This window comes from Algoriphagus taiwanensis, from assembly GCF_036245645.1.
In the GTDB taxonomy this organism is placed as follows: domain Bacteria; phylum Bacteroidota; class Bacteroidia; order Cytophagales; family Cyclobacteriaceae; genus Algoriphagus; species Algoriphagus taiwanensis.
Genome location: NZ_BTPE01000007.1, coordinates 101115 through 127808, shown reverse-complemented (window position 1 = coordinate 127808; position 26694 = coordinate 101115). Strand labels below are relative to the sequence as shown.

23 protein-coding genes are annotated in these 26694 nt (G+C 44.8%); 8 read left to right on the top strand and 15 right to left on the bottom strand.

What is annotated here, in order from left to right; all coding sequences use genetic code 11:
* The first annotated feature begins 1 nt into the window (after position 1).
* The 3 genes from AAA938_RS11490 to AAA938_RS11480 all read left to right on the top strand — a co-directional run bounded on the left by AAA938_RS11490 (position 2) and on the right by AAA938_RS11480 (position 2692).
* Entirely contained in the window at positions 2-793 is a 792-nt protein-coding gene (locus AAA938_RS11490) for an SDR family NAD(P)-dependent oxidoreductase (RefSeq protein WP_338228875.1), read from the top strand.
* Positions 794-799: 6 nt separating this feature from the next.
* Entirely contained in the window at positions 800-1687 is an 888-nt protein-coding gene (locus tag AAA938_RS11485; RefSeq protein WP_338228874.1) for a sugar phosphate isomerase/epimerase family protein, read from the top strand.
* A gap of 126 nt (positions 1688-1813) precedes the next feature.
* Positions 1814-2692, top strand: a complete 879-nt coding sequence (locus tag AAA938_RS11480) for an SMP-30/gluconolactonase/LRE family protein (RefSeq protein ID WP_338228873.1) — start codon at positions 1814-1816, stop codon at positions 2690-2692.
* Positions 2693-2934: 242 nt separating this feature from the next.
* Here the strand turns inward: AAA938_RS11480 and pheS are convergent, their stop codons facing one another.
* The gene (gene pheS / locus AAA938_RS11475; RefSeq protein WP_338228872.1) at positions 2935-3963 is read right to left on the bottom strand and encodes a phenylalanine--tRNA ligase subunit alpha; all 1029 of its coding nucleotides are present in this window, start codon (positions 3961-3963) and stop codon (positions 2935-2937) included.
* Positions 3964-4140: 177 nt separating this feature from the next.
* Here pheS and AAA938_RS11470 point away from each other — a divergent pair, with 177 nt between their 5' ends.
* Entirely contained in the window at positions 4141-4701 is a 561-nt protein-coding gene (locus tag AAA938_RS11470; protein WP_338228871.1) for a fasciclin domain-containing protein, read from the top strand.
* 75 nt (positions 4702-4776) lie between these two features.
* Here the strand turns inward: AAA938_RS11470 and AAA938_RS11465 are convergent, their stop codons facing one another.
* Together AAA938_RS11465 and ytxJ are read right to left on the bottom strand one after the other, a co-directional pair.
* Complete coding sequence (locus tag AAA938_RS11465; protein ID WP_338228870.1) at positions 4777-7650, bottom strand: outer membrane beta-barrel protein; 2874 nt, start codon at positions 7648-7650, stop codon at positions 4777-4779.
* 128 nt (positions 7651-7778) lie between these two features.
* Positions 7779-8117 carry a bacillithiol system redox-active protein YtxJ gene (gene ytxJ / locus AAA938_RS11460; protein WP_338228869.1) on the bottom strand — a complete coding sequence of 113 codons (339 nt, stop codon included), beginning with the start codon at positions 8115-8117 and terminating at the stop codon, positions 7779-7781.
* 67 nt (positions 8118-8184) lie between these two features.
* On the opposite strand from ytxJ, the gene AAA938_RS11455 reads away from it, so the two are divergent.
* Complete coding sequence (locus AAA938_RS11455) at positions 8185-9579, top strand: DUF4403 family protein (protein ID WP_338228868.1); 1395 nt, start codon at positions 8185-8187, stop codon at positions 9577-9579.
* On the opposite strand, the gene AAA938_RS11450 is transcribed toward AAA938_RS11455, so the two are convergent.
* The 12 genes from AAA938_RS11450 to AAA938_RS11395 all read right to left on the bottom strand — a co-directional run bounded on the left by AAA938_RS11450 (position 9580) and on the right by AAA938_RS11395 (position 23807).
* Positions 9580-10251: a 3'-5' exonuclease gene (locus AAA938_RS11450; RefSeq protein ID WP_338228867.1), complete on the bottom strand. Its 672-nt coding sequence runs from the start codon at positions 10249-10251 to the stop codon at positions 9580-9582. It lies immediately after the preceding gene.
* Complete coding sequence (locus tag AAA938_RS11445) at positions 10248-12191, bottom strand: DUF294 nucleotidyltransferase-like domain-containing protein (RefSeq protein ID WP_338228866.1); 1944 nt, start codon at positions 12189-12191, stop codon at positions 10248-10250. The genes AAA938_RS11450 and AAA938_RS11445 overlap by 4 nt, the downstream gene beginning before the upstream one ends.
* 248 nt (positions 12192-12439) lie before the next feature.
* Positions 12440-14332 (bottom strand): acetate--CoA ligase, encoded by a 1893-nt coding sequence (gene acs / locus AAA938_RS11440; protein WP_338228865.1) that lies wholly within the window; start codon positions 14330-14332, stop codon positions 12440-12442.
* Between the two features lie 24 nt (positions 14333-14356).
* A complete protein-coding gene (locus AAA938_RS11435; protein WP_338228864.1) occupies positions 14357-14713 on the bottom strand; it encodes a response regulator transcription factor in 357 nt (118 codons plus the stop codon).
* Positions 14706-17435, bottom strand: a complete 2730-nt coding sequence (locus AAA938_RS11430; protein ID WP_338228863.1) for an ATP-binding protein — start codon at positions 17433-17435, stop codon at positions 14706-14708. Before AAA938_RS11430 ends, AAA938_RS11435 begins: the two co-directional genes overlap by 8 nt.
* Entirely contained in the window at positions 17425-17625 is a 201-nt protein-coding gene (locus tag AAA938_RS11425) for a hypothetical protein (RefSeq protein ID WP_338228862.1), read from the bottom strand. The genes AAA938_RS11430 and AAA938_RS11425 overlap by 11 nt, the downstream gene beginning before the upstream one ends.
* Before the next feature lie 84 nt (positions 17626-17709).
* Positions 17710-19395, bottom strand: coding sequence for a sodium:solute symporter family protein (locus AAA938_RS11420; RefSeq protein ID WP_338228861.1), 1686 nt, complete (start codon positions 19393-19395; stop codon positions 17710-17712).
* Between the two features lie 24 nt (positions 19396-19419).
* On the bottom strand, positions 19420-19683 hold the full coding sequence (locus AAA938_RS11415) for a DUF4212 domain-containing protein (protein WP_338228860.1): 264 nt from the start codon (positions 19681-19683) through the stop codon (positions 19420-19422).
* 13 nt (positions 19684-19696) lie between these two features.
* Positions 19697-21118 carry a porin gene (locus AAA938_RS11410; RefSeq protein ID WP_338228859.1) on the bottom strand — a complete coding sequence of 474 codons (1422 nt, stop codon included), beginning with the start codon at positions 21116-21118 and terminating at the stop codon, positions 19697-19699.
* A gap of 133 nt (positions 21119-21251) precedes the next feature.
* The gene (locus AAA938_RS11405; RefSeq protein ID WP_338228858.1) at positions 21252-21671 is read right to left on the bottom strand and encodes a transposase-like zinc-binding domain-containing protein; all 420 of its coding nucleotides are present in this window, start codon (positions 21669-21671) and stop codon (positions 21252-21254) included.
* A 228-nt stretch (positions 21672-21899) separates the two neighbouring features.
* Positions 21900-22655, bottom strand: a complete 756-nt coding sequence (locus tag AAA938_RS11400) for a ZIP family metal transporter (RefSeq protein ID WP_338228857.1) — start codon at positions 22653-22655, stop codon at positions 21900-21902.
* Between the two features lie 90 nt (positions 22656-22745).
* Positions 22746-23807, bottom strand: a complete 1062-nt coding sequence (locus AAA938_RS11395; RefSeq protein WP_338228856.1) for an FAD:protein FMN transferase — start codon at positions 23805-23807, stop codon at positions 22746-22748.
* Between the two features lie 108 nt (positions 23808-23915).
* Between AAA938_RS11395 and ruvB the strand changes: the two genes are divergently transcribed.
* Genes ruvB through AAA938_RS11380 form a run of 3 tightly spaced genes read left to right on the top strand, consistent with a single transcriptional unit; the run spans position 23916 to position 26690 of the window.
* The gene (gene ruvB / locus AAA938_RS11390) at positions 23916-24947 is read left to right on the top strand and encodes a Holliday junction branch migration DNA helicase RuvB (RefSeq protein ID WP_338228855.1); all 1032 of its coding nucleotides are present in this window, start codon (positions 23916-23918) and stop codon (positions 24945-24947) included.
* Positions 24948-24965: 18 nt separating this feature from the next.
* On the top strand, positions 24966-25634 hold the full coding sequence (locus AAA938_RS11385) for a hypothetical protein (protein WP_338228854.1): 669 nt from the start codon (positions 24966-24968) through the stop codon (positions 25632-25634).
* A 3-nt stretch (positions 25635-25637) separates the two neighbouring features.
* The gene (locus AAA938_RS11380; RefSeq protein ID WP_338228852.1) at positions 25638-26690 is read left to right on the top strand and encodes an RES domain-containing protein; all 1053 of its coding nucleotides are present in this window, start codon (positions 25638-25640) and stop codon (positions 26688-26690) included.
* Positions 26691-26694: the final 4 nt, after the last annotated feature.

The window sequence follows — 26694 nt, the reverse complement described above, 5'->3', positions numbered from 1 at the left end:
CATGCGACTCAAAGACAAAGTCATCATCGTCACAGGAAGTACCACCGGGATCGGAAAAGCTATCGCAAAGCGTTGTGCTGCTGAGGGAGCTAAAGTGGTTTTGCATGGGTTGGAGCAGTACCTCGGAGAAGAAGTCGAAGAGGAGATTGGATCCGAACAAGCGGTGTTCCACTGTGAAGACATCACTTCCGAGACTTGCCCTGAGAATCTGGTGAATCTAGCCGTGAAAAGGTTCGGGAAACTCGATGCCGTCGTCAACAATGCCGCTTGGGTCATCGCTTCGGATATTCACAACACGGATCGGGTCTTTTTCCAAAAAGTATTGGATATCAATACGGTCGCGCCCTTTCTCCTGATCCAAAAAGCCTTGCCCGAACTTATCAAAACCCGTGGCAATGTCCTCAATATCGGTTCAATCAATGCCTGGAGTGGGGAGCCTAATTTGCTGGCTTATTCAGTTTCCAAAGGGGCAATCATGACCCTGACAGGCAATTTAGGAGATTCTCTCATGCGGGAATATGGCATTCGGGTAAATCAAGTCAATCCGGGTTGGGTCTTGACCGAGCGCGAAAAAGAGCGGAAAAAGGAGCACGGACTTTCCGAAACCTGGTACGAAGACTTGCCGGCCATCATTGCTCCGTCTGGGAGAATTCTTTCGCCTGAGGAGATTGCTGCCGCTTGTATTTTCTTTCTTTCTGACGAAAGCGGACCGGTCTCAGGACAGGTGCTCACCTTGGAGCAGCACCCGATGATTGGGAGAAATCTACCCAAAGACAATAAAACCTTCAAATAAGAGATCATGCCCAAATTAGCCGCATTTCCCAAGGCCTTTATGCAGCAGCTTTGCAAGGATGGGAGCATGAAAATTGCCGATTGGGTGAAGCTTGCTGCTCCGCTAAAGCTGGATGGACTGGAATGGTATGCCGGTTTTTTGGAGATGAAGGATGAAAAAAACTGGCCCAAGTTCCGCCGAATGGTCGAGAACGAAGGTATGGTCATTCCCATGATGTGCTGCTCTCCGGATTTTACCCATCGGGATAAGGCTTTCCGGGAAAAGGAAATCCAAAAGCAAAAGCGCTGGATTGACATGACGGATGAATTGGGAGGAAAATACTGCCGGGTACTTTCCGGTCAGTACCGCCCCGAGCTTTCTGTGGAAGAGGGAATCAAACTCGCCAAGGACTGCATCGAAGCGTGTTTGCCCTATGCCCAAAGTCTGGGAATCACGCTGATTATCGAAAATCACTACAAAGATGATTTTTGGGAATACCCCGAGTTTGCGCAAAAGCGGGCCATTTTCACCAAGCTGGTCAATTCCATTCACCATCCGAACTTTGGAGTGAATTACGACCCAAGCAATACCTATCTGGCAGGGGAAGATCCGTTGGATTTATTGTATGATGTTTCGGAACGGGTGGTGACCATGCATGCGAGTGATCGCTTTTTGAAATACGGGACGATTGAAGATCTGCGAAAAGTGGAAGGTGGAGCCGTCGGGTATGCGAAAATGCTCAGCCATGGGGAAATCGGAAAGGGAATGAATGACTACGATGCGATTTTCACCGAACTCAAGCGTGTTGGATTTAACAACTGGATCAGTATCGAAGACGGAGTCGACGGCATGGATCAGCTGGAGCGAAGCGTGGCGTTTTTGAAGAAGAAGATTGCGCAGTACTGGCATAAATGATTTACGAATTTAGATTTACGATTTACGACATACATTCGCCTATTTGACCTTTTCATATGGAGTAATCACTGTGGAGAATGCTAATTTTTAAATCTTTCAATTTTCCAATCTCTCAATTATACCAACATGAAAAATGCCCTAATAAAATCTATCCCTTCTCAATGCTTCCTCGGGGAAGGCCCGCTGTGGATTGCTAAGCTTGGATGCTTCTTTTGGGTAGATATAGAAAAGGGGAATCTACATCGATACCATTTAACTTCTGAAAAACTCGAAATCCGGCATTTTCCGAATCGATTAGCAGTCGTTTTGGAAGGACAAGATGGGAAGTTGATTTTGGGTTTGGGCCGAAGGCTAGTTCGATACGACTCGGAGACCGAGGAAATCGGGGAGCTTTGCGCGGTTGAAGAGAACTTGACTTTAAATCGCTTTAATGACGGAAAGGTGGATCCTCAAGGTCGAATTTGGATCGGGACGCTGAGTACGCTTTTCACCGAAGGTGCGGGTTCGCTATATTTAATCGGCAAGAACTTACAGCCTGAAGTTCAGCTGAAAAACCTCACCATTTCCAATGGAATGGCCTGGAAACCCGATCATCAAACCTTTTATTTTATCGATACGCCGACCAAAAAGATCCAGGAGTTTTCCTTTAATCCCGAGTCAGGGGAAATCAAGTTTCGCAGAATTGCGATAGAGATTCCGGAGGGATTGGGATTCCCGGATGGGATGTGCATCGATCGGGAGGGAATGCTTTGGGTAGCGCATTATGCGGGTTCGGGTGTGTACCGCTGGAATCCCCAATCGGGTGAACTTTTGGATAAAATCGAACTGCCCGTGCCTCATGTGACTTCCTGCTGCTTTGGGGGAGAAAATCTGGATGTCATGCTAGTTACCACGGCACAGGAGAATCTTTCAGCGGAAGATTTGGAAAAATACCCACAAAGTGGGGATGTGTTTTTGGTGAAAGTGGAAGAGGGGGGAGTTGAGTCATATCGGGCGAAAATTTAATTTTTCCCACAGATAGCACAGATTTTCACAGATAAATAATTTCAAAAAAGTTATCTGTGGTCATCTGTGTAATCTGTGAGCAATAAAAAAATCCAATCTTTCGACTGTCTTCTCGTTTGGTCCAAGTCAGGAGACTTGAACCAGTTTAGATATGTGCAAAAATCTGTGATTTTCATCCGTGTGAATCTGTGGGAAAATCTAAATCAAAAAAGGCCGATCTCTCGATCAGCCTTTCCTTTTTTCTATAACAAGGGCCTAAACTGCCTCAGGAACCGCACATCATTTTCGGTGAAGAGTCGCAAGTCTTTGATCTGATATTTCAGCATCGCGATTCGCTCGATACCCATCCCGAATGCAAATCCGGTGTATTTCTTAGAATCAATCCCGCAGTTTTCCAAGACATTTGGATCGACCATGCCTGATCCTCCGATTTCTACCCAGCCAGTTCCCTTGCAAACATTGCAGCCTTTGCCTCCGCAGATCAAACAGGAAATATCGATCTCCGCGCTTGGTTCGGTGAAAGGGAAGAAAGAAGGACGGAACCGCACTTTCGTTTCCTTACCAAACATCTCCTTAGCGAAGTGGTAGAGCGTATTTTTCAAATCAGCGAAACCCACATTCTCATCCACATAGAGTCCTTCGACCTGGTGGAAGATGCAATGTGCACGTGCCGAAATCGCCTCGTTTCTGTACACACGCCCCGGAGAAAGGGTGCGGATCGGTGGTTTTTGGTTTTCCATCACGCGCACCTGCACCGAAGAAGTGTGGGTTCTCAATGCGATGTCCGGATTTTTCTCGATGAAAAAGGTATCCTGCATTTCCCGAGCCGGATGGTTTTCCGGGAAATTCAAAGCGGTGAAGTTGTGCCAGTCATCTTCGATCTCCGGACCTTCGGAAAGGTTGAACCCGATGCGCTCGAAGATCTCGATAATGCGCTGTCGGGTAGCAGTCAGGGGATGAATGCCGCCCAAAGACTGGTTAGAAGGAGGCAAAGTCAAATCCAAATCGGCACTTTTCGCCTTTTTATTGGCGGAGTTGACCTTTTCGATCAGCTCTTGGAATTTAGCTTCGGCCAATTGCTTTACCCCGTTGATCAGCTGTCCATAGGCTCGTTTTTCCTCATTTGGGATTTGGCCCAAGGCAGCAAAAAGTTCGCCTACGACACTCTTCTTGGAGATAAACTTCATCCTGTAAGCTTCGAGCTGTTCGGGGGTATGTGCAATCGCTTCCGCAATGGCTTTTTTTATGGATTCGATTCTTTCCTGACTCATGCGTTGAAAATCTTGAAGGCACAAAGCTACCATTTTTGAGCTTTTTTGGGCAAAACTCCTTCCGGGATGTCCTAGCCATTCGGGTAAATCTTTCAAATTTTTTTCCAAACCGGAAAATCCAAGATGGATTTGAGCTGCGTAAGTGCTTCCAAATTCGAAACCAAAACAAATCAAATCATGAACAAACTATTTAAAGTGGCTTTCGCAGCCTTCGTTTTCTTGTCAGCTCACATGGCTTTCGCTCAAATGGAAAAAACAGTAGAAGTAGGCGGTGCGCCGATGTATCCTTCCAAAAACATCGTGGAAAATGCAGTCAACTCCGCAGACCACACGACTCTAGTAGCTGCCGTCAAAGCTGCCGGATTGGTAGAGACGCTTCAGGGAAAAGGACCATTTACCGTTTTTGCTCCTGAAAACTCAGCTTTTGCCAAACTTCCTGCAGGAACGGTGGAGACCCTTTTGAAGCCAGAGAACAAAGGTCAATTGACTGCTGTCTTGACTTACCATGTAGTAGCTGGCAAGATGGGTTCCAAGGACATTGCCGATGCCATTAAAAAAGGAAACGGAAAAGCAACCTTAACGACCGTCCAAGGAGGAAAACTTACCGCTTGGATGAAAGGCAAAGACCTTTACATCACTGACGAAAACGGAGGTCAATCCAAAGTAACCATCGCGGACGTATGGCAGTCAAACGGGGTAATTCACTCCGTGGATACGGTGGTGCTTCCCAAGATGTAAACCAAACAGTCCAGAGAAAAAGAAAAGCCGCTTGAAAATTCCTTCCAAGCGGCTTTTTTTAGTTTTTTACCTTTTTTACCAAGTCCTTCCTCCCGAAGGTCTTCCCATCATCCAAGGCTGCTGAGGAGTTTCTGGTTCCTTGAAGTTGCCGATGATGTAGGTGAAGGTCAGCATTCCGTATCGGGTCAGTACATTGGTAAAGACGTCTGTCACAGACACGTCGGACACGGTTCGGGCGATGCTGTTGTTCTGATTAAGCAGGTCAAAGATGACCACTTTCAGCTCGGCCTTGTTGTTTTTGGCAAATCGATAGCCTCCCTCGATGTTCCATAGCCAGAAGCTCTGATTGAATCCATCGGAAAGCCCTCGGAAAAAGGTATGGCCGATGTTGTTGCCCACAAAGAGCTTCCCGTTGTTAGGTGAGAAGTATAGTCGCAGGTTGGATTCCTGCTGGTAGAAGTTGTTATCCAGATCTTGCTGAAGGCTGGAGTTGACGATGTTGTAGGTACCGGTGACTTGCAGGGTGAAGTCAAAGTTTTTGCTGATGTTTGAGCTGAAAGTCACTCCTTCGCTCAGGGAAAGGTTGTCGTTGAGATTGAGCTCCCCGTTGATGATTCCCGGAATCCGGTTGAAAGTGACTCGTGTGTTGGTGTTAAACTGGGTTTTTACCTTTTTGATCGGAGCTCCATAGGTCAGGAAAAAGGTCGTTCTCCAGTTGCCGTCCAGATTGACCGGTTGTGAAATTTGTCCACCAGGTCTCAGCAAAACTTCCCCGTTGATCAGGGTATCCTGAGCCGTGATAAAGGTGTTGTTTCCTATAAAATCACTTGTGGCAGAGTAATTCAGGAACATAAACAGGGTTCTTGATTTTTCCAGATTGATCTTGCTGATATTGGCGAAGATGTTGTGATTGAAGCTCTGCCCCAGTTCAGGATTACCCACTCTCAGGTTAAGCGGGTTTTGGTTGTTGACCACATTCTGAAGCTCCGTTACGCTGGGTTCATCGGTATCCGTGCGGTATCGGACTCTCCAGGAGAATCCAGTCTCCCGATTACGATAGTTGATGTTTGCACTGGGTAGGAAGTTGTTGAAATCCCGCTTAAACACCCCTGATTCCGGGAAGAAGGCCTGATTGTCCAAGCGTGCATTTTGATAATCCAGATTAAGGTTGACACTGTATGCACCCTTATTGTAAGCATAGCCGGTTCGTAGTCTTTGCGTGATGAATTTGTTGTCAAATTCATTGGAAAGGGCCGTATCCAAAACCGGTCTTCTTTCCTCATCCAAAACAAAAGTTTTTTGATCTGCCCGGGTTTTATTGTTGCCGATCTGATAGCCTAAGGTTCCGATGGAGCTTTCTCCGAGCTTTTCGGTAAAGGTTAGATTTACGCGATAGTTGAATCCATCATTCAGGGCTATGGTTTCCTGAAGCGTGGTATCCAATCGGTTTCTCTGGAAGTCCCGGCTGGCTGCCAACAGGTCTGAGGTTTGATCCCTGTTGTTCCATGCGGTGAAAATCTCAGTGGAGAGCGTTCTTCCTGGCTTGTCAAATTTGTAACGATAAGTCAGGTTGTTGGAAAGGGTGAAAGCTTTGGTTTCTGCATTGCTGATAGACCGGAGGGCTGAGAGGGAGTCTCCTGTACTTGCAGTAGTCAAAGCATCCCGGTCGCTGAAGGTTTGGTTGTTTTGGAAAGAAAGGCTTGGAGTCAGAATGATTGAGTTTTTCTCATTAATGTCCGCTTCGATTCTTGCATTTGCCCGGTGGTTGAAATTATCCACGGTGTTGATCAGGCTTTCCTGATAGAATTGGCGGATATCTTCATTCACCACCGTTTCCCGATTGGTGATTTGCTGCAGGGCATTGGTCGTATTGTTAAAGAAGTAACTTCCGGAGAAGTTGACTTTCTTTCCCCACTTGTCGGAATAATTTAGACCGAGGGCATTGGTCGTCACAATTCCGTTTTCATTGCCGACGAAGAAATTGTTATTTCCTCCTCCGCCCCATCGGCCACCACCACCCATTCCGGGTCTTCTCATTCCACCGCCTCCAGAGGCATTGGCATTTACTCCTGCCAGGTCCTGACTGGAAAAGTTTTGTTGGTTTATGTTGTTGAATAGGCCCAAAATGGAAACCCGTTGATCTCCTTTGAAAAGGTTAATACTTCCTCCGGCTGAGTAGCGGTCATCTGTACCATAGCCACCATAGGCTCTACCGAAGGAGCCATTTTTGCGGTCTTCTCTGAGGATGATATTGATGGTTTTGGTATAATTTCCATCATCAAATCCCGTCAATCGGCTTTGGTCTGAACGCTGGTCCAAAACTTCCACGCGGTCAATAGCATCTGCAGGCAGGTTTCTCAGGGCTATGCTGGGATCATTTCCAAAAAACTCCCGTCCGTCTACCAGAATCCGCTGCACATTTTCCCCCTGTGCCTGAAGCTGACCTCCCTGCATGGTGATGCCGGGCATTTTCCGGATCAAGTCTTCGGCTTGGGCATTTTCCTGTGTCTTGAAGGCATTGGCGTTGAAAGAAGTGGTATCGCCTCTTTGCTCACCCACTACACTGACGCCTTCGATCACTACTTCTCCGAGGACCTTAGCATCTTCCAAAAGAACGAGTTCACCCAAGTCCACCGGGTCTCTGAAGGTATTGACCTGAGAGATGGTTTTGTATCCCAAAAAGGAGATCTCCACCTTCACCTGAGGGACTCTCGGTCTTTCGATTTCAAAGCCTCCATCTGCGCCAGTCACCGTGCCGCGAAGAAGGGAGTCGGTCATTGTTTTGATCAGGACATTTGCTCCGATCATGGGAGTTTTGGCCACGCCGTCAATGACTTTTCCGGTCAATTTTCGGACTTGCTGTGACTGCTCGGCAGGCCGTTGAGCCATGGCTGAAAAATTCAGCAATAAGCTAAAAATCAATAAACTAAGTAAATGTTGTTTTTTCATAGATATGCAAAGTTCTTACTTTGACCTATCTGATGAATGAAAGGTTTAACCCCTTTTTTGACAAAAAATTGGAACGGAAAATCTAGGGGATAAATGGTCGAATTCGCCTATCGAACAGCAGTTTTTGCCTAAGAAATTTTTGACATGATTTCCGGATAGGAAATTCCAAAATGGCTATTGTCGTAAACGGCCGTGCCGTCTTTGATCAAAAGGACCTGAGGGCTTTGGTGGGGTACTCCAAAAAAGTCTTCAATCTGATCGGAAAGGTTTCGATACGCAATCAAGTCTAAAAAGAAAGGCTCTACTTTTTCCTTGTCCTCCTCCTTCCAGTTACGAAGCAGGCGGTCCAGAGACATGCTGCTGATCGAGCATCGGGTGCTGTGTTTGAAAATCAGCACAGGCTTTTCAAAGCTCAGGGCCTTGATTTCCTCCAATTGGGAGGGAAGGGTAAGTTTATTCCAATTCATTTTCTCTCAATCCTTACTTTTGGGGCAATTCTTGTTGGTTAAAATTAGTTCCATTTGGGTAAAACAGATGATAAGATTCAATAATACACGCGTTTTTTGGGCATTTTTTTTGGGAATTCTCTGGGCAATATCCGGCTGCAAAACATTGGACCCCACTTCTGCACCAGCCTCCCCTCCGGTGCCCAATGCTTATTCCCGGGTCAATGTCCCATTGGAGATTCCCTTTGAGACATTGAGTCAGCTGGTCAATCAGCGGATTCCTCCGGTTTTGTTTGCGGAGGAAGGCCTGGATTTGGGCAGTGGAGTTCGGGGGGATTTGAATTTTTCCAGAGATGGATGGATTCAGGTGAAAGGGGTGGATTCTTCGCGACTCGAACTGACCGTGCCTCTAAAAGTGACTGGGGAAGTGGGCTTGAAACCTGGCGGACTGAGGAATCTTTTTCAAAATAAAATCCCAATTAATCAGTCTTTGAGCCCTGTTTTTCAGGTGGACCCAAAGATCTTTCCCAATTGGGCCTTGGGCGTTTCCGATTTTGAATTGCTGGACTTGGGAGGGAAGATGGGGCTGAACTTCATGGGTTTGGAGCTTGACCTAAGTACCCTAATCCAAAAAGAAGTGAGCGCCTATGCCTCCGAAAAGCTGGAGGGAAAGAAAGACCTGTTGCAGTTGAAACCGCTTGTGGATCAAGCCTGGAGTGAGGCCGGAAAACCGGTTTTTGTGGATTTGCTGGGGAAGAAAATGGCCTTTTCCATTCAGCCCGATTCCGTAAAAATCCATGAAAAAGTCGATGTGGATCGGGGATATCAGCTTTTTCTTGGGCTTAGCGGCAAAGTCAATCCACACCCAGCTTCAGCGGCTCCTTCCCGTGCTTTTCCACTTCCCTCTTTCTCCGATAATGTGATGGAGGATAATTATCTTGAAATACGGGTGCCTCTGTTCCTTGGCTATGCCGAGCTGAATGAGTTGCTCGACAGCAATTTTGAAAATCAACGAATCCCCATCAGCAAGTCTGCCTATTTTTCTCCCAGCAATTTCCAGACTCAGGCTTTTGGGGAGAAGTTGGGGATTTGGATGGATTTTATAGCAGTGGAAAAAGAGGATAAAGAAATCACCGGAAGGCTTTTTTTAGTGGGGAAACCTGATTTTGACCCTGAAGAAAAGACCCTGATTTTTCGGGAGGTGGACTTCTATCTGGAAAGTGAAAGTGGACGGGCAAAGCTAGGCGCTAAACTGAAAAGGGGTAAAATCATCCGTCAGCTCAATTCCAAAATGAGATTTCCTCTGGAAGAGACCTTTGCCATGGGTTTGGAAGGGATCGAAAATCGATTGGGGCTACAGACCCCGATTGCGGATTTGAAAGTGGTGGGTTTGGAGATGGCGCCTGAGGGCTTTTATCCGGGCAAGCTGGGGTTGAGCATTCATCTCATGGCTACAGGCGAGGTAGAAGTTCGCTGGAAATAGCTAACGGATGAGTTTGGAAAAGGTGTCTATTCCCTTTTTTTCTGCCAAAATCAATAATTTCTGGAGAAGCTGGGCAGTCAAAAATGCATCTCCCGAAGCCGTGTGTCGATCATCTGCCTCGATTCCAAAGCGCTGACAGAGGCTATCCAGACTGTATTCCTCAGCTTTGATCTGGGAATAATCGGCCAAGGGCCCATAATCTAGTCTCATGCAAAGGCTCAGCGTATCCAACACAGGATTGGGGAGTTGGTTAAGGCCAAAGGGGCGAAAGACCTGAAGCAACATTTCCAGGTCAAATTGAACATGGTGGCCCACCAAGATCGAATTTCCCAAAATCGGGATGGTTTTTTCTGCGAATTCTTCCTGCGAAAGGGCTTTTTCATCTCTCAAGATGCCATGAACTTTGATGGCCGGACCTAATGGATTGTCCTGCTTTAGTCGGAGTTCCACACCTTCCGAAACCTGAATTTTTCTGTTTTTGATCTTTACTGCACCAAAGGAAATCAGCTGATCTTTTTTTAGGTCAAAGCCGGTGGTTTCGGTATCCAATACCAAAAATTCCAGCTGGTCCAGAGTTCGTATTCCCGGGATTTTCTGTGCATTTTTCTCCAGATAAGCCTGAATAAAATCCGGCTTTTTGGGGTCACTTTGCCAAAACTTCCACCAACTCATCTTCGGAAATAATCTAACTGAAATCGAACTTCCACTATCTGCTGAAGCTCTGCAATGGGTGAAAATGTATTTTTCAGCAATTGCCTTTGCAACTTTCCGAGGGTTTTCGGATTCAAAAAGCGCCCGTTATTGCCTTGCTGCAGTCCTTCCAAAGCCCTCATTCGCATAAGGATCTCGTAGGCTGTTCCTGCCTGAGTGAAGAGATCGGCGTAGTTGGGCTCCAGCTCTGCGAGCTTTTGGAATCGATGAAAGGTATTGTTGACCCCGACTATCTCATGGCTGAGAATAAGCAGCCGGGCAAGGTCGGTCAAAGGCATCATTGCTTTGGCTTTGATGTCAAACTGATCCTTGTGCTCTCCGGATTTTTCTACCACAAAGTCTTTGAAAAAACCCAGTGGAGGAGGACTGTTGAGAGCATTTTGACCTAGAAAACTCAGGAAGGCTTTGTGTTTTCGGATTTCTTCAAAAATATGTGCGGATAGCTCCTCCGCAAGTGAGGGGCTACCCGTTACCTCTCGGAAATCAAAGAAAATGGAGGATTTGAGCAAAGCTTCAGGAGTGGGAGTCACGATCCACTGCGTAAAATATTCCTTCCATCCCGATAGAGGCTGAACCCAGTCTGGATTGCTCCCCATGATTTTTGCAGGGCATGGCTCAAATCCACAGGCCAATAAGGACTCAATCACCGATTCTCCTAATTGAATGAAATAGGCTTTGGCTGTTTCCTGTAGCTCTTTTGGTACGTCTTCATAGAGAATGGCATTGTCCAGATCGGTTCGGAGCAGCTGCTCTTCTCTTCCTTCGCTTCCCAGTGAAAGGAAGGTGAATTTGATTTCGGGAAAATCCGGGAAATCTGTTTTCAGCTTTTCCTGAGACCATTTTACGGCCTTTTTGATAATCACATCGTTGATCTCCGTCATGACAGAAGCCACAAAGTCCATGGCTACCTCATTTTCCAGATAGTATTTCAGCATGGACTCTGCCTGGTCTCGAATGGAGCGCATTTCGGAGAGCTCTTTGGCATTGATCAGGGCATGGATGAGAATAGCGGGGCTGTTGCCCATGGACAGGAAAATGTCGTGATCGGAGATTAATCCGCGCACCTCACTTCGATCCGTCCCGTCTTCAGTAAGTACGAGGTGATGAAGCTGATTTCGGATCATGGTGAGGTAGAGGTTGGAAAAATTTTCTTTCCTCTTTCGGGTGATCACCGGACTGGTCATGATAAGATGAATTGGACTTGCCGGGTCTAGTTTTTTGGCTAAAACCCGGGTGCGCAAGTCTTTGTCTGTCACGATACCCAGAGGGTGGTGTTCCAAATTACAAACCACAATGCTGCTCACTTGAGCTTCGGTCATCCGTAAAGCAGCTTCACTGATGGTCAATTCTGGTGCGCAGGTCAGTACATTTTCGCTGATTCTCAAAGAAGACTCATCCGTAAAAATCAGCAGAGAATGATCATTGGAGGGAGAGCGAAGTTCATTTCTTGCCTTTTGACCTTGAGAGAGATCTTGTCTGACTACGACTTGTCCCGCTGCAAATCCGGCAGCAAAGAACAGAGCCACACGGCTGTTTTTTTCCAGGATTTTTTCAAAAATCGAAACCGGGATGGCATAGATCAGGCTGTTTTCGATGATTTGGGCTGTAAGCAGGTAGGGCCTTTTGCCCAAAAGTGCCAATACGCCAAATACATCCCCCTCATCGCATACTTCCCTTATTTCTTCTCCAGTCACCGTGGATTCGACCAAGTGGATAGTCCCTTCTTTAAGGACATAGAAGTTGGGTCTGGCTGGTTCTCCCTGACGAAAGAATACCTGATCTTTTTCCAGATAATGAATTTCAACCTGTCCTGCCACGAGGAAAAGCTCCTCCTTGTCCAAAAAGGAAAAAGGAGGAAATCTTTTCAGAAACTCAGCGACACGGTTGACGATTACATTCATAAGCTAGAAGCAAGAGGCTAGAAACAAGAAGCTAGATACAAAAGGCTAGATACTAGACATAAGATGTTAGACTCAAGACGAAAGTGTCTCGTCCTGAATTTACTAGACACTTTTTTATTTTTATCCACCATTTTAAAGGCCTCTGATATCCCTTATGAGGATTTTTCCAAAGTTTCAAATTCTGGAAAACCTTCAGGGTATGCGGCAGTAAAGTCTTAAATCTTGTGTCTAAAATCTAACGTCTTCCTTTACTTTCTTCCCTCAATAATTTTCTCTACCACTTCCGGATCAAGCAGTGTAGAGGTATCGCCCATGGAATCAAGAGCTCCTTCAGCTACCTTTCTCAAAATTCTTCGCATGATCTTTCCCGAACGGGTTTTGGGAAGACCGGGTACGATCTGGATTTTGTCCGGCTTGGCAATAGGGCCGATGATTTTGGATACTGTATCCTTGATTTCATTGACCAGGTTGTCCTCGGTCCTGTTTTTCATGTCGCAAATCACATAGGCATAGATGCCTTGTCCTTTGACCTCATGGGGATAACCTACGACTGCAGACTCAATGACTAATGGGTGCTCGTTGATTGCATTTTCCACTTCGGCAGTACCCATTCGGTGCCCGGAGACATTGATCACATCATCGACTCTACCCAAGATTCGGTAGTATCCGTCATGGTCACGTTTTACGCCATCCCCGGTGAAGTACATGTTTTTATAGGTGGAGAAATAGGTTTGTCGGCATCGCTCATGGTCACCATAGGTAGTCCGGATCATGGATGGCCAGGGGAATTTGACACAAAGATTTCCCTCTACCCCATTGCCAGTGAGCTCATTTCCTTCACTGTCCACGATACAAAGCTGAATACCCGGAAGAGGAAGAGTCGCATAAGCCGGCTTAGTCGGTGTGATTCCAGCCAAAGGTGAAACCATAATCCCGCCTGTCTCGGTCTGCCACCAAGTATCCACAATGGGGCATTTTCCTTTTCCGATATGGGTATGGTACCAGTGCCAGGCTTCTTCATTGATCGGTTCGCCAACTGAACCCAATACTTTCAGCGAGCTCAGGTCATAGCCTTCAATCGGTTCGGTGCCAAAGGCTTGTAGTGCCCGAATGGCAGTAGGCGCTGTGTAAAACTGATTGACCTTGTGCTTCTCCACGATGGCCCAAAAGCGTCCTGCATCTGGATAGGTTGGGACTCCTTCAAACATCAGCGTAGTAGCCCCGGCCAATAGCGGTCCATAGACAATGTAGCTGTGTCCGGTGATCCATCCGATATCCGCAGTGCACCAGTAGATGTCTCCTGGGGAGTATTGGAAGACGTTTTCGAAGGAGTATTTGGTGTAGACCATGTAGCCTGCGGTGGTATGAACCACTCCTTTGGGCTTTCCGGTGGATCCAGAGGTATAGAGGATGAAAAGCATGTCCTCGGCATCCATTACTTCGGCCTTGTTTGCGGATGAAACACCTGCGATTACCTCGTGCCACCAGAAGTCTCTTCCGGGTGCCATGACGACTTCCTGACCTGTTCTTTGGTAGACAATCACGGTTTCCACCGGAGCTTTTTCCAAGGCTTCGTCCACTACTGCTTTTACGGCAATTTTTTTATTCCCTCTGTAATTTCCGTCTGAAGTAAGCACAGCCTTTGCCTTGCAGTCAATAATTCGGTCTGCCAAGGAAGTGCTGGAGAATCCCGCAAAAACCACAGAATGAACAGCTCCAATTCTGGCACAGGCAAGCATGGCCACGGCCGCCTCAGGGACCATTGGCATGTAGATGATGACCCGGTCACCCTTTTGGATTCCTTTGGCTTTGAGAGCATTGGCAAATTTTCCTACTTCCTCGTAAAGCTCCCGGTAGGTGATGGTTCGGCTGGCTTCATTGGGATCGTTGGGTTCCCAGATGATGGCTGGGGTATCTCCCAGGGTAAAAAGCTGCTTTTCGAAGATGTTTTCCGTGATGTTCAGTTTGCCACCTTCAAACCAGCGGACATCCGGGTCCTGAAAGTTCCACTTGAGGGTTTTGTTCCAGCGTTTTCTCCAGAAAAAAGAGTCTGCAATTCGAGCCCAGAATTCTTCAGGCTGGGCGATGCTTTTTTGGTATTCATATAGATACCCGCTCAGGGTGTGTAGTCTATCGCTCATGGTTACTGTTTTTTGGATTTATGGTTAGTTTACTAATTCTTTCACTTTGGATACAATTTCCTTGGTAGAAAAAGGCTTGGTGAGATATAGGTCTGCTCCGAGGCTGAGGCCTTTTTCCCGGTCTTTTGCCTTTCCTTTAGCAGTCAGGAAAACGACCTTGATCTTTGGATATTCTTTTTTGATAAAGGCACATACCTCATACCCATCCACTAATGGCATCATGATATCCAAAAGCACCAAATTGGGCTCATGCTCTTGAACTAAAGCCAAGGCTTCTTCGCCATTTCTGCCGATATACACCTCATATCCTTCCTTTTTGAACAAAAAGTCCAGGGACAAAAGGATGTTGGGTTCATCATCTACGATCAGGATCTTACTCATGAATAGGCTGGTTTTGGGGTACTTTAATGGAAGTTTCTAATGGGATTTCCATCCAAAATCTAGTTTTTCCTTTCTTGCTTTCCAGACCAAGCCGACCACCATGGTATTCCGCAATTTTTCTGGAAATCGCCAATCCCAATCCTGAGCCTATGGGCTTTTTGGAAGTTTGATTTTTGGCTTGGAAAAACTTATCGAAAACAAAAGGCTGATCCTCTTCGGGTATTCCGGGACCATCGTCCACCACTTCCACAATTACCTGGTCCTCGGATTCATAAGCGGATAGCCTGACTTCAGACTTGGCAAACTTTGCCGCATTGGACAGAAGGTTGAGAATGACTTGCTTGATACGATCCTCATCCAAAAAGAGAGGGGACTCGGGAAGTTTTAGACTGGGAATAAGACGGATGTTTTTTTCAGAAAAGACCTGAGCCATACTGGATAGGGAGCTTTCCAAAATTTCGGAAAGAAATACGCGCTCGAAATTGAGCTTTTGGCGGCCTGAATCGAATCTTTCCAAATCCAAAACCTGATCGATCAGTCGGGTCATCCGATCTGTTTCGTCAATGATGATCTGCAAAAACCTCTTTTTATCCTCCTCCCGGATGCTTTCATCCTGAAGGATTTCTGAAAAAGCCCGAATGGAGGTGATCGGAGTTTTCATCTCATGAGTGACTGTAGAGATAAATTCATCTTTAAGCATATCGGATATTTTTAAGGCTTCATTGGCCTCCTGTAGGTTTTCGGTAGCTTTTTGGAGGGCTTTGGATTTGGCCTTTAGTTCCAGATTGAGGTTTTTCAGTTCCTGAGTTTCCCTGACGATGCCCATGACCTCATCCATACTGATTTCCTCTTCATTCACGATAGATTCGATCATGATTCGGGCCGAAGCAGAACCGATGTGACCGGAAAGAAGGCGTTGGGAATAGTTGACCAATTCGGGATCTGCCCAACGTCTTTCGTTGGCGGGGATTCCTTTGGATTGAAAGAATTTTTCCATGGCTTTTTGGGCCTTCTTCTTTCCCAGAAAGGTTTCCAATAGGTTTTGCAAAGCTTCCTGAGTGGCTTGTCCTCTCCAGATGGTGGATCGGTCTGGATTATCTCCCAATTTGAATATATCCACAAAAATCAAGGCCTGATTATGTTCTCTTGAGGTCCGATTGGCAAGCAGGGATACTCCTGCATAAATCAGCGTATTAAAAAAGACACTGAAAAAGAAAGAATGGGTGATCGAACTCATCCCCTGCATTCCAAAAAGTGAGGTAGGTTTCAGCCATGAGATTCCAAACAATCCCTCGGACAAAACAGAAGGATTCCAATATCCATTCTGAACCAGAATTGGTAGGATCAGGGTAAAAAACCAAAGCAAAATTCCGGTCCATAGGCCCAAAATGGCACCTAGCTTTGAACCGCTTTTCCAATAAATTCCACCCAGCAGGGATGGAGCAAGCTGTGCGACGGCTACAAATGAAATGAGGCCAGTAGAAACCAGTGTCGCGTTGTTTCCAAGTTTCCTGAAATAGAAATAGGCCAACAGAATAATCCCCAGAATGATGCTCCTTCTTGTCCACACCAAAATCTGAGGCAGTTGTGTGCGAAGTTGATCTTGTAGCCTTCGATTGGAAACCAGAATAGGCATAATCAGATTGTTGCTCAGCATGGTACTGAGTGAGATCGTGGAGACAATGATCATGGAGGTCGCTGCTGCAAATCCTCCCAAATATCCCAATAAAGCCAAGCCATGGGCATTTTTCGACATGGGAATAGCCAATAGGAAAGTGTCAGGATTTACTGTCCCGGATGGAAAAAGAAGTAGCCCGGCTAATGCAATGGGCAGCACAAAGACATTAATCAAAATCAGATAAAGAGGGAAAAGCCACATTGCGGTATCGATGTGCTTCTCGGAGGTGTTTTCTATCACTGCCATGTGAAATTGCCTGGGCAAAAACATCACAGCTATCATGGATAGTAGTCCCAACCAAAACCAATCGGATACTGCATCTCCATTCAATACAAAAAGGCGGTCTAGTCCCGCAGCACTTGCCTGGGTGAAAAGATCACCAAATCCGTCAAAAAGGAAGAAGGTGATAAAAATCCCTATGGCAAGAAAGGCCAATAGTTTGAAAACGGATTCAAAGGTGACGGCCATGACCAGCCCTTCATGCCTGAGGGTGGCATCAAGATTTCTGGTTCCAAAGAAAATGGTAAACCCTGCCAAGCCAAGCGCTACATAAAAGGCAGTGTCATTCCAAAAATCAGTCCCGCTTTGGGAAAATTCAGTGAGGTTCAATACCTCCAATGAGTTTTCAATTCCCTTGATCTGAATAGAGATATAGGGTAAAATTCCGAGGATGCAGAAGATGCTGACCAAAATTCCCAAGTGAGCAGATTTGCCATATCGGGAAGAGATAAAATCGGCAATGGAGGTGATTTTGAGCGCTTTGGAAATTCGGATGGTTTTCCGAAGGACTATCCACCAGAGAGGTGCAATCAGACAAGGGCCAATATATATAGTAAGGAATTCCAGGCCGTTGGTAGAAGCTCGGCCCACTGACCCGAAGTAGGTCCAAGCGGTACAATAGACCGCAAGAGATAGGGCATAGACCCAAGGATGTGCACTTCGGGATTTTCCCTTGGCGGCTTCTCTTTCGGTATACCAAGCCAAGGCGATCAGCAATCCCAAATAGCAAAAAGTGGCCGCTATGATCCAATCCCTACTCAGCATCGGAGGATTTGTTGAATTTTTTCACAGCTATAAATGTCAAGCCCGTCAAGATCAAAAGCCAAAGGAAAATGAAAAAGAAGGATGCCGGAATACCCCCAATGCTCACCGGGATATTGTAGAGAAGGAGAATGGGGTAGTTCAAGAGGGCAAAACCCAAAAGAAACACAAAAATCAAAGCTTGCTTTTTCATCTTTGGCTGAGGTAGAACCCAATTTATAGTTTTTAGATGGGTAAGAAAAGGAGCGGAAGAAGTCAATTCCGCTCCTTTTGCTCCTTAATGGTCGTGAGCGGCTCCGGCACCTCTTGGGATTCGGATCTCCTGTACCATGTCTTGCACAGATTGAGGAGGCGCAGGGGTAAACTGCGATACCACAATGCAAACGACCAGATTCAGAATCATTCCTACTGAGCCTATTCCCTCAGGTGAAATTCCAAACCACCAATGCTCGGCATTATTGATTTCCGGACTGATAAACTTGAAGAAAATAATATAGGCCAAGGTAAATACCAGCCCAACGATCATCCCGGAGATAGCACCTTCCTTATTGATCCTACTGGAGAAGATTCCCATAATGATCACAGGAAAGAAAGAAGCGGCTGCCAATCCGAAGGCAAATGCCACCACCTGTGCTACAAAGCCGGGAGGATTGACACCAAAGTAACCTGCCAGAATCACAGCACCTGCAGCCGCAATCCTCGCAATTCTCAATTCTTTTTTCTCTGAAATTTCCGGCTTGAAGGTCTTGAACAAGTCTCTGGAGACGGAAGTGGAGATGACCAGGAGTAGCCCCGCAGCAGTGGAGAGCGCAGCTGCCATGGCTCCGGCTGCTACCAAGCCTACTACCCAGTTGGGTAATTGGGCGATCTCAGGACTTGCCAACACCATAATGTCTCGGTCAATGGTCAGTTCATTGGATGCAGCGTCCGCTACATATTGTACTTTTCCATCTCCGTTTTTGTCTTCTACTTGGATAAGATCAGTCTTTTGCCAGGTGGAAATCCAGGTAGGAAGCTCACTGATATTTTTCTCAGAGGTGGAATTGATCGCATTATAAATACCAAATGCCGCCACAGCAGGAGCGGTGGTGTATAGGATAGCGATGAAGACCAAAGCATATCCAGCCGAAAGTCGAGCATCTTTTACTTTTGGCACGGTAAAAAACCGAACGATGACGTGGGGAAGACCTGCAGTACCCACCATCAGGGCCAAGGTGATCATGAAGATATCCGTCATGCCTTTTCTTCCTGATGTATATTCCGCAAAGCCCAGCTCGGTCAGTACTCCATCCAGTTTTTCCAGAAGGGGCGTACCATCAGCCAAGGATCCTCCCAATCCCAATTGAGGAATCGGTGTGCCTGTCAGCTGCATGGAAATAAAGATTGCAGGAACCATGTAAGCAAAAATCAACACACAATACTGGGCTACCTGAGTGTAGGTGATGCCTTTCATTCCTCCCAGTACAGCATAGAAAAACACAATACACATCCCAATTACTACTCCCCACTCGATGGGTACCTCGAGGTATCTGGAGAATACGATACCGACGCCCCGCATTTGACCAGCCACGTAAGTGAAGGAGATGAATAAAGCACAGACTACGGCCACAATTTTGGCGGTCTTCGAATAGTAGCGGTCTCCCACAAAATCCGGAACGGTAAATTTCCCGAATTTTCTCAGGTAAGGCGCCAAAAGAAGAGCCAGCAAAACATATCCACCGGTCCATCCCATCAGATAGACCGAGCCGTCATATCCGGCAAAGGAAATAATCCCCGCCATGGAGATAAATGAGGCTGCTGACATCCAGTCTGCAGCAGTAGCCATCCCATTGGCAAGAGGAGAGACGCCTCCTCCGGCTACGTAGAATTCTTTGGTAGAGCCTGCCCGAGTCCAAATAGCTATCCCGATGTAGAGTGCGAATGTGGCTCCGACAAGTATATAAGTCCAGGTTAAAATGTCCATTTCTTTGATTTTTTAGTGGTGGGATTAATCTTCGTTTACATCAAATTCTTTGTCCAGCTTGTTCATCCGCCATACATAGACGAAGATCAGGATGACAAAAACATAGATGGAGCCTTGCTGGGCAAACCAGAATCCGAGTTTGTACCCACCCAGATAGATGGTGTTGAGCGGGTCTACGAGTAAGACACCGAATCCAAAGGAGACCAAAAACCAGATCAGAAGGAGAATCGTCAGAGTCTGAAGATTCTTTTTCCAATAGGCTTTCATTTTTTGCGATTGATTTGACATGGTGGTTTTGGGTTTAGAGAAATATTTGCGTTTGAAGGATAAATTCTCCAGCCGAGCCCGTCTTCATGAAATTCTCGAATAGAGGCCGTTGGCTGTATTGAAAGGTGATTTTTGCCTGATGTCCGTTGATGTAGTAGTTCATCCCCAAATCATACTGCAGGCTGGAATCCTGGTGAAATTCAAAGTCTTTGTATGTGAGGGCCACAAAGGGCTGAAGTCTGCCTTTGTCTTTCAGGAGATTGCTGGGCAAAAGGAGTCCGTGGAGGGTGTAAAAAATCGATCCGGTACCGATGGTGGGCTGAGCATTTCCAGGTCCATTTTGGGTTGTCCCTGCTCCAAATCCCACATTCATGATTCCGATGTTTCTGAGATAATTTGGCCCAAAATCATAGGAATACCAGACCGCATAGGAGGTGAGAGCTAGCCCGTTGGGTGAAAGCGGCATGTCCAGAAATGCGTCCAAACCATACAATCGGGTATCGTGCATTTTTACTTGCCCTGAAGCGTCCTTTGAGGAAGTAGACTCTGGATGAAAATACCATCCTGCGCCAAGGTTAAAGACTTTTTTGGTACCCAGGTAAGACCCCACGAAGTAGGGGAGTTTATTACTTTCTTTCTCAAGAAATTCAAAAGATAAGTATCCCTGTGTAGCCCAGTTGTCGGTAGCCAGGTTAAACGCGACCTCGCGCTGGTTTACCTCGTCATATTTACCGCCCGCCCCGACGGCAAAAGGTTTGTTCAGGGCAACTCTATAGTTGATTTTACTCAGATTCCCTTTTGCATAAAACCCAAACTGGCGGGCAAACTGATCGGTCAACTCAATGTTTGGCCAATTGAAAATCGGAGCGTCCACAGCCATAAAATTGAGAGTGGAGTGAGAAGAAAACCTGGAAATCCCATTCCAGTAATGAAGTCCGGCGCCGGCGTAGAGCCAATCTGAAATTTTGTATTCAGTCCAGACATCATGCATGAACATCTGAGGCTTCTTTGAGGAGCTGAGCGCGATGCTGCCTGTTCCCGTATCCGGATTCACAGCAACGGGGAAGGTGCCCCCATTTCCTGTGGCTCCTCCGGCTGGAACCCCACCATTGGCAAAGGTTTGATTGTTGATTCCGAAATGGGTAAGGATTAGAAAGCGGGGTGATACCTGAGCTACTGCCAAAACCCTCGCTCTGCGAATGCCGATATCTGTGATGGTTCCGGAGGGATTGCCCTGAATATCCAAAGTGCCCGGGTTGGGCTGGGTAGCATGTGCCCAGATCTGATTCCAAATGATGAATCGGACGTATTTGGACCCATCCTCATTCATCTTGAGAGTCAGTGGTTTGTACGAATGATCAATGGGCGGATCCTGAGACTTATCCCTTTGAGCGTACAGATGACCAGAGATTCCCCATAGGAAAAGGAGAATTCCTGCGATTATTTTGGGTTTCATAGTTTTGGGTTATTGTTCTTGACTAGGAAGTCGGGCCCGAACAACAGGAGCTAATATGAAAAGTCTGATTATCAATGGAAAAATTGAGCTATATTTTTGTTAAAAAAATATAGTAATCCAAATTTAATTTGGTTTAGAATTTTTTAAATCTCTCCCAGCGGATGACCATGTACTTGTCACCCAACTCGGTGATCATCATGCCCATGCCCTTTATTTGATCTTTGGAGCTCAAATATTTGATCAATTCTTCATGGGAATAGACTTGGTAGCTGGGGCGGTAGTTGTAGTTCTCCGGGCTTTTGATTCCATACTGTTTGATCCAATTGTGGACCGAGACATGGCTGATTCCTAGGATTCTCTCTATTTCTCTCAATGAAACACCTTCCAGATGAAGTTGCAAGGCCTTGATCACGTAGTAGGCGTCGATGGATTTGCCCTTTTTATTTACCGAAAAGTGATATCCGCATTCTTTGCATTTATAGCGCTGACGGTTATTTACGGCACCACTTCGGATGATTTGGTTGCCTTGGCATTTGGGGCACTGGGTTTCCATCTTAATGCAGAATTTGATTTACTATATCAATTTAGCATAAATATATTTATTTAGCATAGTTCTTTATAAAAATCAGATTTGAGTTTAAAAACAAAATAAAATTTGGATTTATTATCCATTCGCTAAGCAAATAACCAATGGTTCTTATTTTGAGTAAAATCTTTTTTTTAAGAAAAAGTCAGGACTTTCCTCTCTAGGTTCTCTAGAAAAAACACGATAAAGACCGGATCAAATGAGGTATTCTGACACCATTGCCAGACCGGCTGCAAGAAAGGTTACCAAAAGCTTATTGAGCTGGAATTTGTGATGAGGGCTGCTTTCAAAAAAGATGGTAGTCGAAATGTGCAAAAACCCTCCTGTCACCAGTCCATACAAAATGGAGATTCCTTCCTTGGAAAGTAGGCCGTTACTGATGAACCAAGAGCTGAAAAACATACCCAATGGGGAAGCAAGCGCAAATATCGCAAGCAAGATTATTGTCCATCGCTTACTCAAGGAAGCCGAAAGAACAGCCGCTAGGGCAAATGCAGCCGGACCTTTGTGCATGATGATTCCCAAAAGTACAGATTGATTGCTGTGGTTGTGCCCGACCATTTCCTGACCTTCCATGCCCATCACTGCTCCGTGAGAGAGTAAGGTGCCTTCTAAGAATGCATGGATAAACAAGCCTACCATGAGCGTAAAGACTCCTCTGGAGGTCTCAGAGGTATGCTTGTGGATGTGTCCATGCTCTACTCCCGAAGACCAAAACTCCAATACCTGCTGAAACAAAAAACCAATCAGGATAAATAATCCCATTCTGCCATGAGAAAGCCCCTCCGAGAATAATTCGGGAAGAATGTGCAGGACTGTTATTGAGAAAAGATAGGAACCTGCAAAAACCAAGACCAGCTTAAAGTACCGCTCTCTGAAAACAGGAGAAAAGAAAACTACCAAGCCGGAGGCCATGGCAGTCAGGAAAAGAAGCAGAAAGTTTAAAATCATGAATGGTTCTAGCTAACTCTTAATTCAAAGAGTCTTGCCGGTCTTAACGAGCACAAAGGTAAAAAAATTCAATAATGTTGCATTTATTGTTTACTCAATCGGAAAGGAAAGATAGGGCTTGATTTCAGGGCTTGCGTAGATTTTAAAAGGGCTTCCTTTTTCATTGTAGATCAAGATCATTTCCAGGTCTGTGTCCATGGAGTCCATCTTCATGGCTTCTCTTGGCCCTAAGATCATCAATACCTCGGCTAGGGCATCCGCTTTTTTGCTATTTGCGTTGATGGCCCAAGCTGCCAAAAGGCCATGTCTGACAGGCATGCCTGTTCTAGGATCCAGAGTGAAACTGATTCGGGTAGAATCATTCAAATAAAACGCTTCCCAATTTCCAGCCGGGGATATGGTTTTGTTTTCCAAAGCAAGAGCCCCTTCCTTTGCCTCTCCACTTCCAGGGTTAGGATACCTAATTCCTGCCTTCCAGAGTTCACCACGTTCGTTCAGTCCATGGGCCCGGATTTGTCCACCTATTTGAATCCAATAATCAGAGATACCCAGCTTTTCCAAGTAGTTTCCAACTCCCTCGATAGCCCATCCTATGGCGGAAGGATTGAAATCCAGCAGAGTACCTGAATTGGATTTTCGGATCAAGGTATCTGAAACGTTCACCTTTTGAATGCCCACTGAAGGCATCACAAAGGCTATCTCCGTGCTGTCTTTTCGAAAAGGCCCGTTTTTACTGAATTCCCAAAGATTTTCCAAAGGCTTTTGGGTGGGTTCAAATGCTCCAAAAGTTTTGGAATTGAGGTCTTTTGAAAAAACGAGCATGTCAAGAAAATCAGCTGATGGGCTTGCCAAGGAATCGTTCAAATTAAACCGATTCACCTCGGAGTTTACCTCATAGGATGAAAAAGCTAGTGTAACCCTGGTAAAGATGGAATCAATTTTTGACTGGAAATTTTCATTCCTGTTGGTTTTGAATTTGACTTGGTAGGAAGCTCCCATTGTCTGCCCGGAAAAGTTGACCCATCCTGAAAGCGGAGAGTTGTTTTGTTTCTCGACTGGACCTGCCTCTCTGTTTCTATAGAGGTAAACAGCACCAATCAAAACAACAAGAACCAAGGAGTAGATTAGATTTTTTCTGGAATTGGATACCATAGTTGGCAAAGTTTGGCTCAAATTTAGTCCAATTTTTAGCAATGGTCGGATTTCTTTGGAGGCTTGGGCATTGCCTTTTGTCTATATTTGTTGAGTATCCATTCTAATATGAGAGAAGATTACCTGAGAGGAGACGAAGAGAATTTGAGTCCCAAGGACCGGGAGTTTGAGCGCGCGCTCAGGCCGCTGAGCTTTGAGGATTTTACAGGTCAGGCCAAAATCGTGGAGAATCTCCGGGTTTTCGTCCATGCCGCCAAAAAGCGAAATGAGCCTTTGGACCATGTGCTTTTACACGGCCCTCCAGGATTGGGGAAAACCACCCTTTCCAATATAATTGCCAACGAACTTCAGGCTGGAATCAAGATTACTTCCGGGCCGGTTTTGGATAAGCCTTCTGACCTGGCAGGTCTATTGACCAATCTGGAAGAAGGAGACGTACTCTTTATCGATGAGATTCACCGACTCAATCCCGTGGTGGAAGAGTACCTCTACTCAGCCATGGAGGACTTCCGCATCGATATCATGCTGGACAGCGGTCCAAATGCCCGGTCGGTCCAGATTTCACTGAGTCCATTTACCCTGATTGGGGCTACGACCCGTTCTGGCTTGTTGACTTCTCCACTTCGTGCTCGATTTGGCATCAATTCCAGGCTGGAGTATTATGATGCCAAACTGTTGACAGACATTGTAACCCGATCTTCCGGAATTTTGCAGACTCCGATTGATGAAGTTGCCGCTTACGAAATCGCCAGAAGAAGCCGAGGGACACCCCGAATTGCCAATATGCTGCTCAGAAGAACACGGGACTTTGCTGAGGTCAAAGGCAATGGGACGATCACTTTGGAGATTGCCAAGTTTGCCTTGAATGCCCTCGATGTGGATGAAAATGGCTTGGACGAAATGGACAACAGAATCCTTCTGACCATTATCGAAAAGTTTAAAGGAGGTCCCGTAGGCTTGGGGACCATTGCCACGGCCTGCGGAGAGGAAGCCGAGACTATTGAGGAAGTGTATGAGCCGTTTCTGATACAGGAAGGGTATATGAAGCGAACTTCCAGGGGAAGGATGGCTACGGAATTGGCTTATAAACATCTGAAAATCAAGCCTACCGGTGCCAGTGGAACTTTGTTTGATATTTGAAGTTGATATCCAAATAATATGGAAAAAGCATTAGAAATCTTAAAGTTCTCAATAATAGTAGCTCTTCTTTTATCAGCTTTAAGAATTTCTCTTTTAGAGCAAATTATAAATGATGTTGAAAGATTTGAGAAGACTGGAGAACCAAATAGAAATTCTGAAAAATTTGCTTTTGAAATAAGAGAATATTCCAGTAAAATTTATGAACCTGGTTATTTGAGTGGTAAAGAATATAAATATTCTGAATTAAAATTCCCCGAAGATTTTGAATTAGTGCGATATTTCTATTATTATCCTATGTACAGTACTGATCATGAATATGGGATTTTTATAATTAATTTATTTCTAGGTGGACAAATCATATTATTTATAATTCTTTGTATAAGAAATCCCAAAAATGAATTATCTAAAGATTACTTAATTTTTAAACTAAGGTGGTTTTTAAAACTCAATTTAGGAGTTAGAAGGATTTTGTCAATTCTATTGAATATTCCGATATTAATATGGTTGTTCTTTATATTTTTTCCAATTTTGGAATTTATATTCGACTATCCCTATTTTAGAGACCAAGAGGATGTAGATATCTTCCTTGAATTCCAATTAGTTTCATTGGCTATCTTCTGGATTTTCTGGATTTTTGGTTCAGTTATTAGTTGGGTTATAAATGGATTCCTAGAAAAAAGAATTTAGAAAATGGATTGTTTAGAGATTAAAAATGAATTTCAAATTCTTCATAAAGCTATAGAAATCCCAAAAATAAATTCGGACTCAGATTATTTTGATTGTCTCAGAACCGGACTTGAAAAATATGTTGATTTTATTGATCACCTTTTCTCTATTAAAAGATTTCAAGAAATTCATGTATTTAAATATCCCGAAAATTCTTTGGTGAATCTTCAAAAAGATATTAAACAAATATGTAATAGTATCATTGAAGTGCTAAAATTATACTTAGATGGGAGAATTTTGAAATCAAATAATCTTTTTTCTGAGAAACTAATCCCACTATATAATGTCGATAGATTTCATAGCTTAACTTTTTTAGAAGGAAAAAAGTTTTATCGAATAGTAGAACTAGATCGCAATGAAGTGAATAAAGAAATCAATGAATTAAGATTATTTCATCCTCCTTTCCATTTGAGGTCTAAAATTTCATCTTGTAGATTTAGCATAAATGGCTTCCCAACATTATACCTTGGAGAAAGTTTAGATATTTGTGCAAAAGAGGTTGGAATTAACTTAGAAAAAAATTATGCTGGAGTCTTGTTACTTCTAAAAAGGCCAATAAAAGTCATACAATTCTTAAGTCCTAAAGATTTTTCAAGCAACTATTTGCAAGATGAGCTTTCATTACATAAAATACCTAATTACTTATTCAGTTTTCCTTTAATTGTTTCTTCCTTAATTAGATGTTATAAAGATGGTGATTCTTTTAAGCCAGAATATATTATACCACAAATGGTTCTAAGTTATATAAGAGATCATAAAAATTTTGATGGGATTATGTTTCCTTCAACAAGAGCTGTAGGTTTTCCTGAAAAATTTGGAAAATATAATTTTGCCTTACCTGTTAAATCATTTGCCAAAGAAGGTTATTGCAAGGACTTGTTAAGTTGTTTCACAATTTCAAAACCAGAATTAATTACTGCAACCTTTAATTCTTTGAAAGCATATGAAGAAGAACTTTATACCCAGAAAATAAAAGATGAAGAAACTAAATTACTAAAGAGATATGGAAAAAATTAAAACA

Excerpts from the sequence above, each read along its gene's own strand:
- AAA938_RS11455 (WP_338228868.1), top strand. The coding sequence starts at position 8,185 with ATGATAAGATTCAATAATACACGCGTTTTTTGGGCATTTTTTTTGGGA.
- ytxJ (WP_338228869.1), bottom strand. The coding sequence starts at position 8,117 with ATGAATTGGAATAAACTTACCCTTCCCTCCCAATTGGAGGAAATCAAG.
- AAA938_RS11425 (WP_338228862.1), bottom strand. The coding sequence starts at position 17,625 with ATGAAAAAGCAAGCTTTGATTTTTGTGTTTCTTTTGGGTTTTGCCCTC.
- pheS (WP_338228872.1), bottom strand. The coding sequence starts at position 3,963 with ATGAGTCAGGAAAGAATCGAATCCATAAAAAAAGCCATTGCGGAAGCG.
- AAA938_RS11480 (WP_338228873.1), top strand. The coding sequence starts at position 1,814 with ATGAAAAATGCCCTAATAAAATCTATCCCTTCTCAATGCTTCCTCGGG.
- AAA938_RS11385 (WP_338228854.1), top strand. The coding sequence starts at position 24,966 with ATGGAAAAAGCATTAGAAATCTTAAAGTTCTCAATAATAGTAGCTCTT.
- AAA938_RS11400 (WP_338228857.1), bottom strand. The coding sequence starts at position 22,655 with ATGATTTTAAACTTTCTGCTTCTTTTCCTGACTGCCATGGCCTCCGGC.
- AAA938_RS11415 (WP_338228860.1), bottom strand. The coding sequence starts at position 19,683 with ATGTCAAATCAATCGCAAAAAATGAAAGCCTATTGGAAAAAGAATCTT.
- ruvB (WP_338228855.1), top strand. The coding sequence starts at position 23,916 with ATGAGAGAAGATTACCTGAGAGGAGACGAAGAGAATTTGAGTCCCAAG.
- AAA938_RS11435 (WP_338228864.1), bottom strand. The coding sequence starts at position 14,713 with ATGAGTAAGATCCTGATCGTAGATGATGAACCCAACATCCTTTTGTCC.
- AAA938_RS11405 (WP_338228858.1), bottom strand. The coding sequence starts at position 21,671 with ATGGAAACCCAGTGCCCCAAATGCCAAGGCAACCAAATCATCCGAAGT.
- AAA938_RS11410 (WP_338228859.1), bottom strand. The coding sequence starts at position 21,118 with ATGAAACCCAAAATAATCGCAGGAATTCTCCTTTTCCTATGGGGAATC.
- AAA938_RS11395 (WP_338228856.1), bottom strand. The coding sequence starts at position 23,807 with ATGGTATCCAATTCCAGAAAAAATCTAATCTACTCCTTGGTTCTTGTT.
- acs (WP_338228865.1), bottom strand. The coding sequence starts at position 14,332 with ATGAGCGATAGACTACACACCCTGAGCGGGTATCTATATGAATACCAA.
- AAA938_RS11445 (WP_338228866.1), bottom strand. The coding sequence starts at position 12,191 with ATGAATGTAATCGTCAACCGTGTCGCTGAGTTTCTGAAAAGATTTCCT.
- AAA938_RS11490 (WP_338228875.1), top strand. The coding sequence starts at position 2 with ATGCGACTCAAAGACAAAGTCATCATCGTCACAGGAAGTACCACCGGG.
- AAA938_RS11465 (WP_338228870.1), bottom strand. The coding sequence starts at position 7,650 with ATGAAAAAACAACATTTACTTAGTTTATTGATTTTTAGCTTATTGCTG.
- AAA938_RS11470 (WP_338228871.1), top strand. The coding sequence starts at position 4,141 with ATGAACAAACTATTTAAAGTGGCTTTCGCAGCCTTCGTTTTCTTGTCA.
- AAA938_RS11485 (WP_338228874.1), top strand. The coding sequence starts at position 800 with ATGCCCAAATTAGCCGCATTTCCCAAGGCCTTTATGCAGCAGCTTTGC.
- AAA938_RS11450 (WP_338228867.1), bottom strand. The coding sequence starts at position 10,251 with ATGAGTTGGTGGAAGTTTTGGCAAAGTGACCCCAAAAAGCCGGATTTT.
- AAA938_RS11420 (WP_338228861.1), bottom strand. The coding sequence starts at position 19,395 with ATGGACATTTTAACCTGGACTTATATACTTGTCGGAGCCACATTCGCA.
- AAA938_RS11430 (WP_338228863.1), bottom strand. The coding sequence starts at position 17,435 with ATGCTGAGTAGGGATTGGATCATAGCGGCCACTTTTTGCTATTTGGGA.
- AAA938_RS11380 (WP_338228852.1), top strand. The coding sequence starts at position 25,638 with ATGGATTGTTTAGAGATTAAAAATGAATTTCAAATTCTTCATAAAGCT.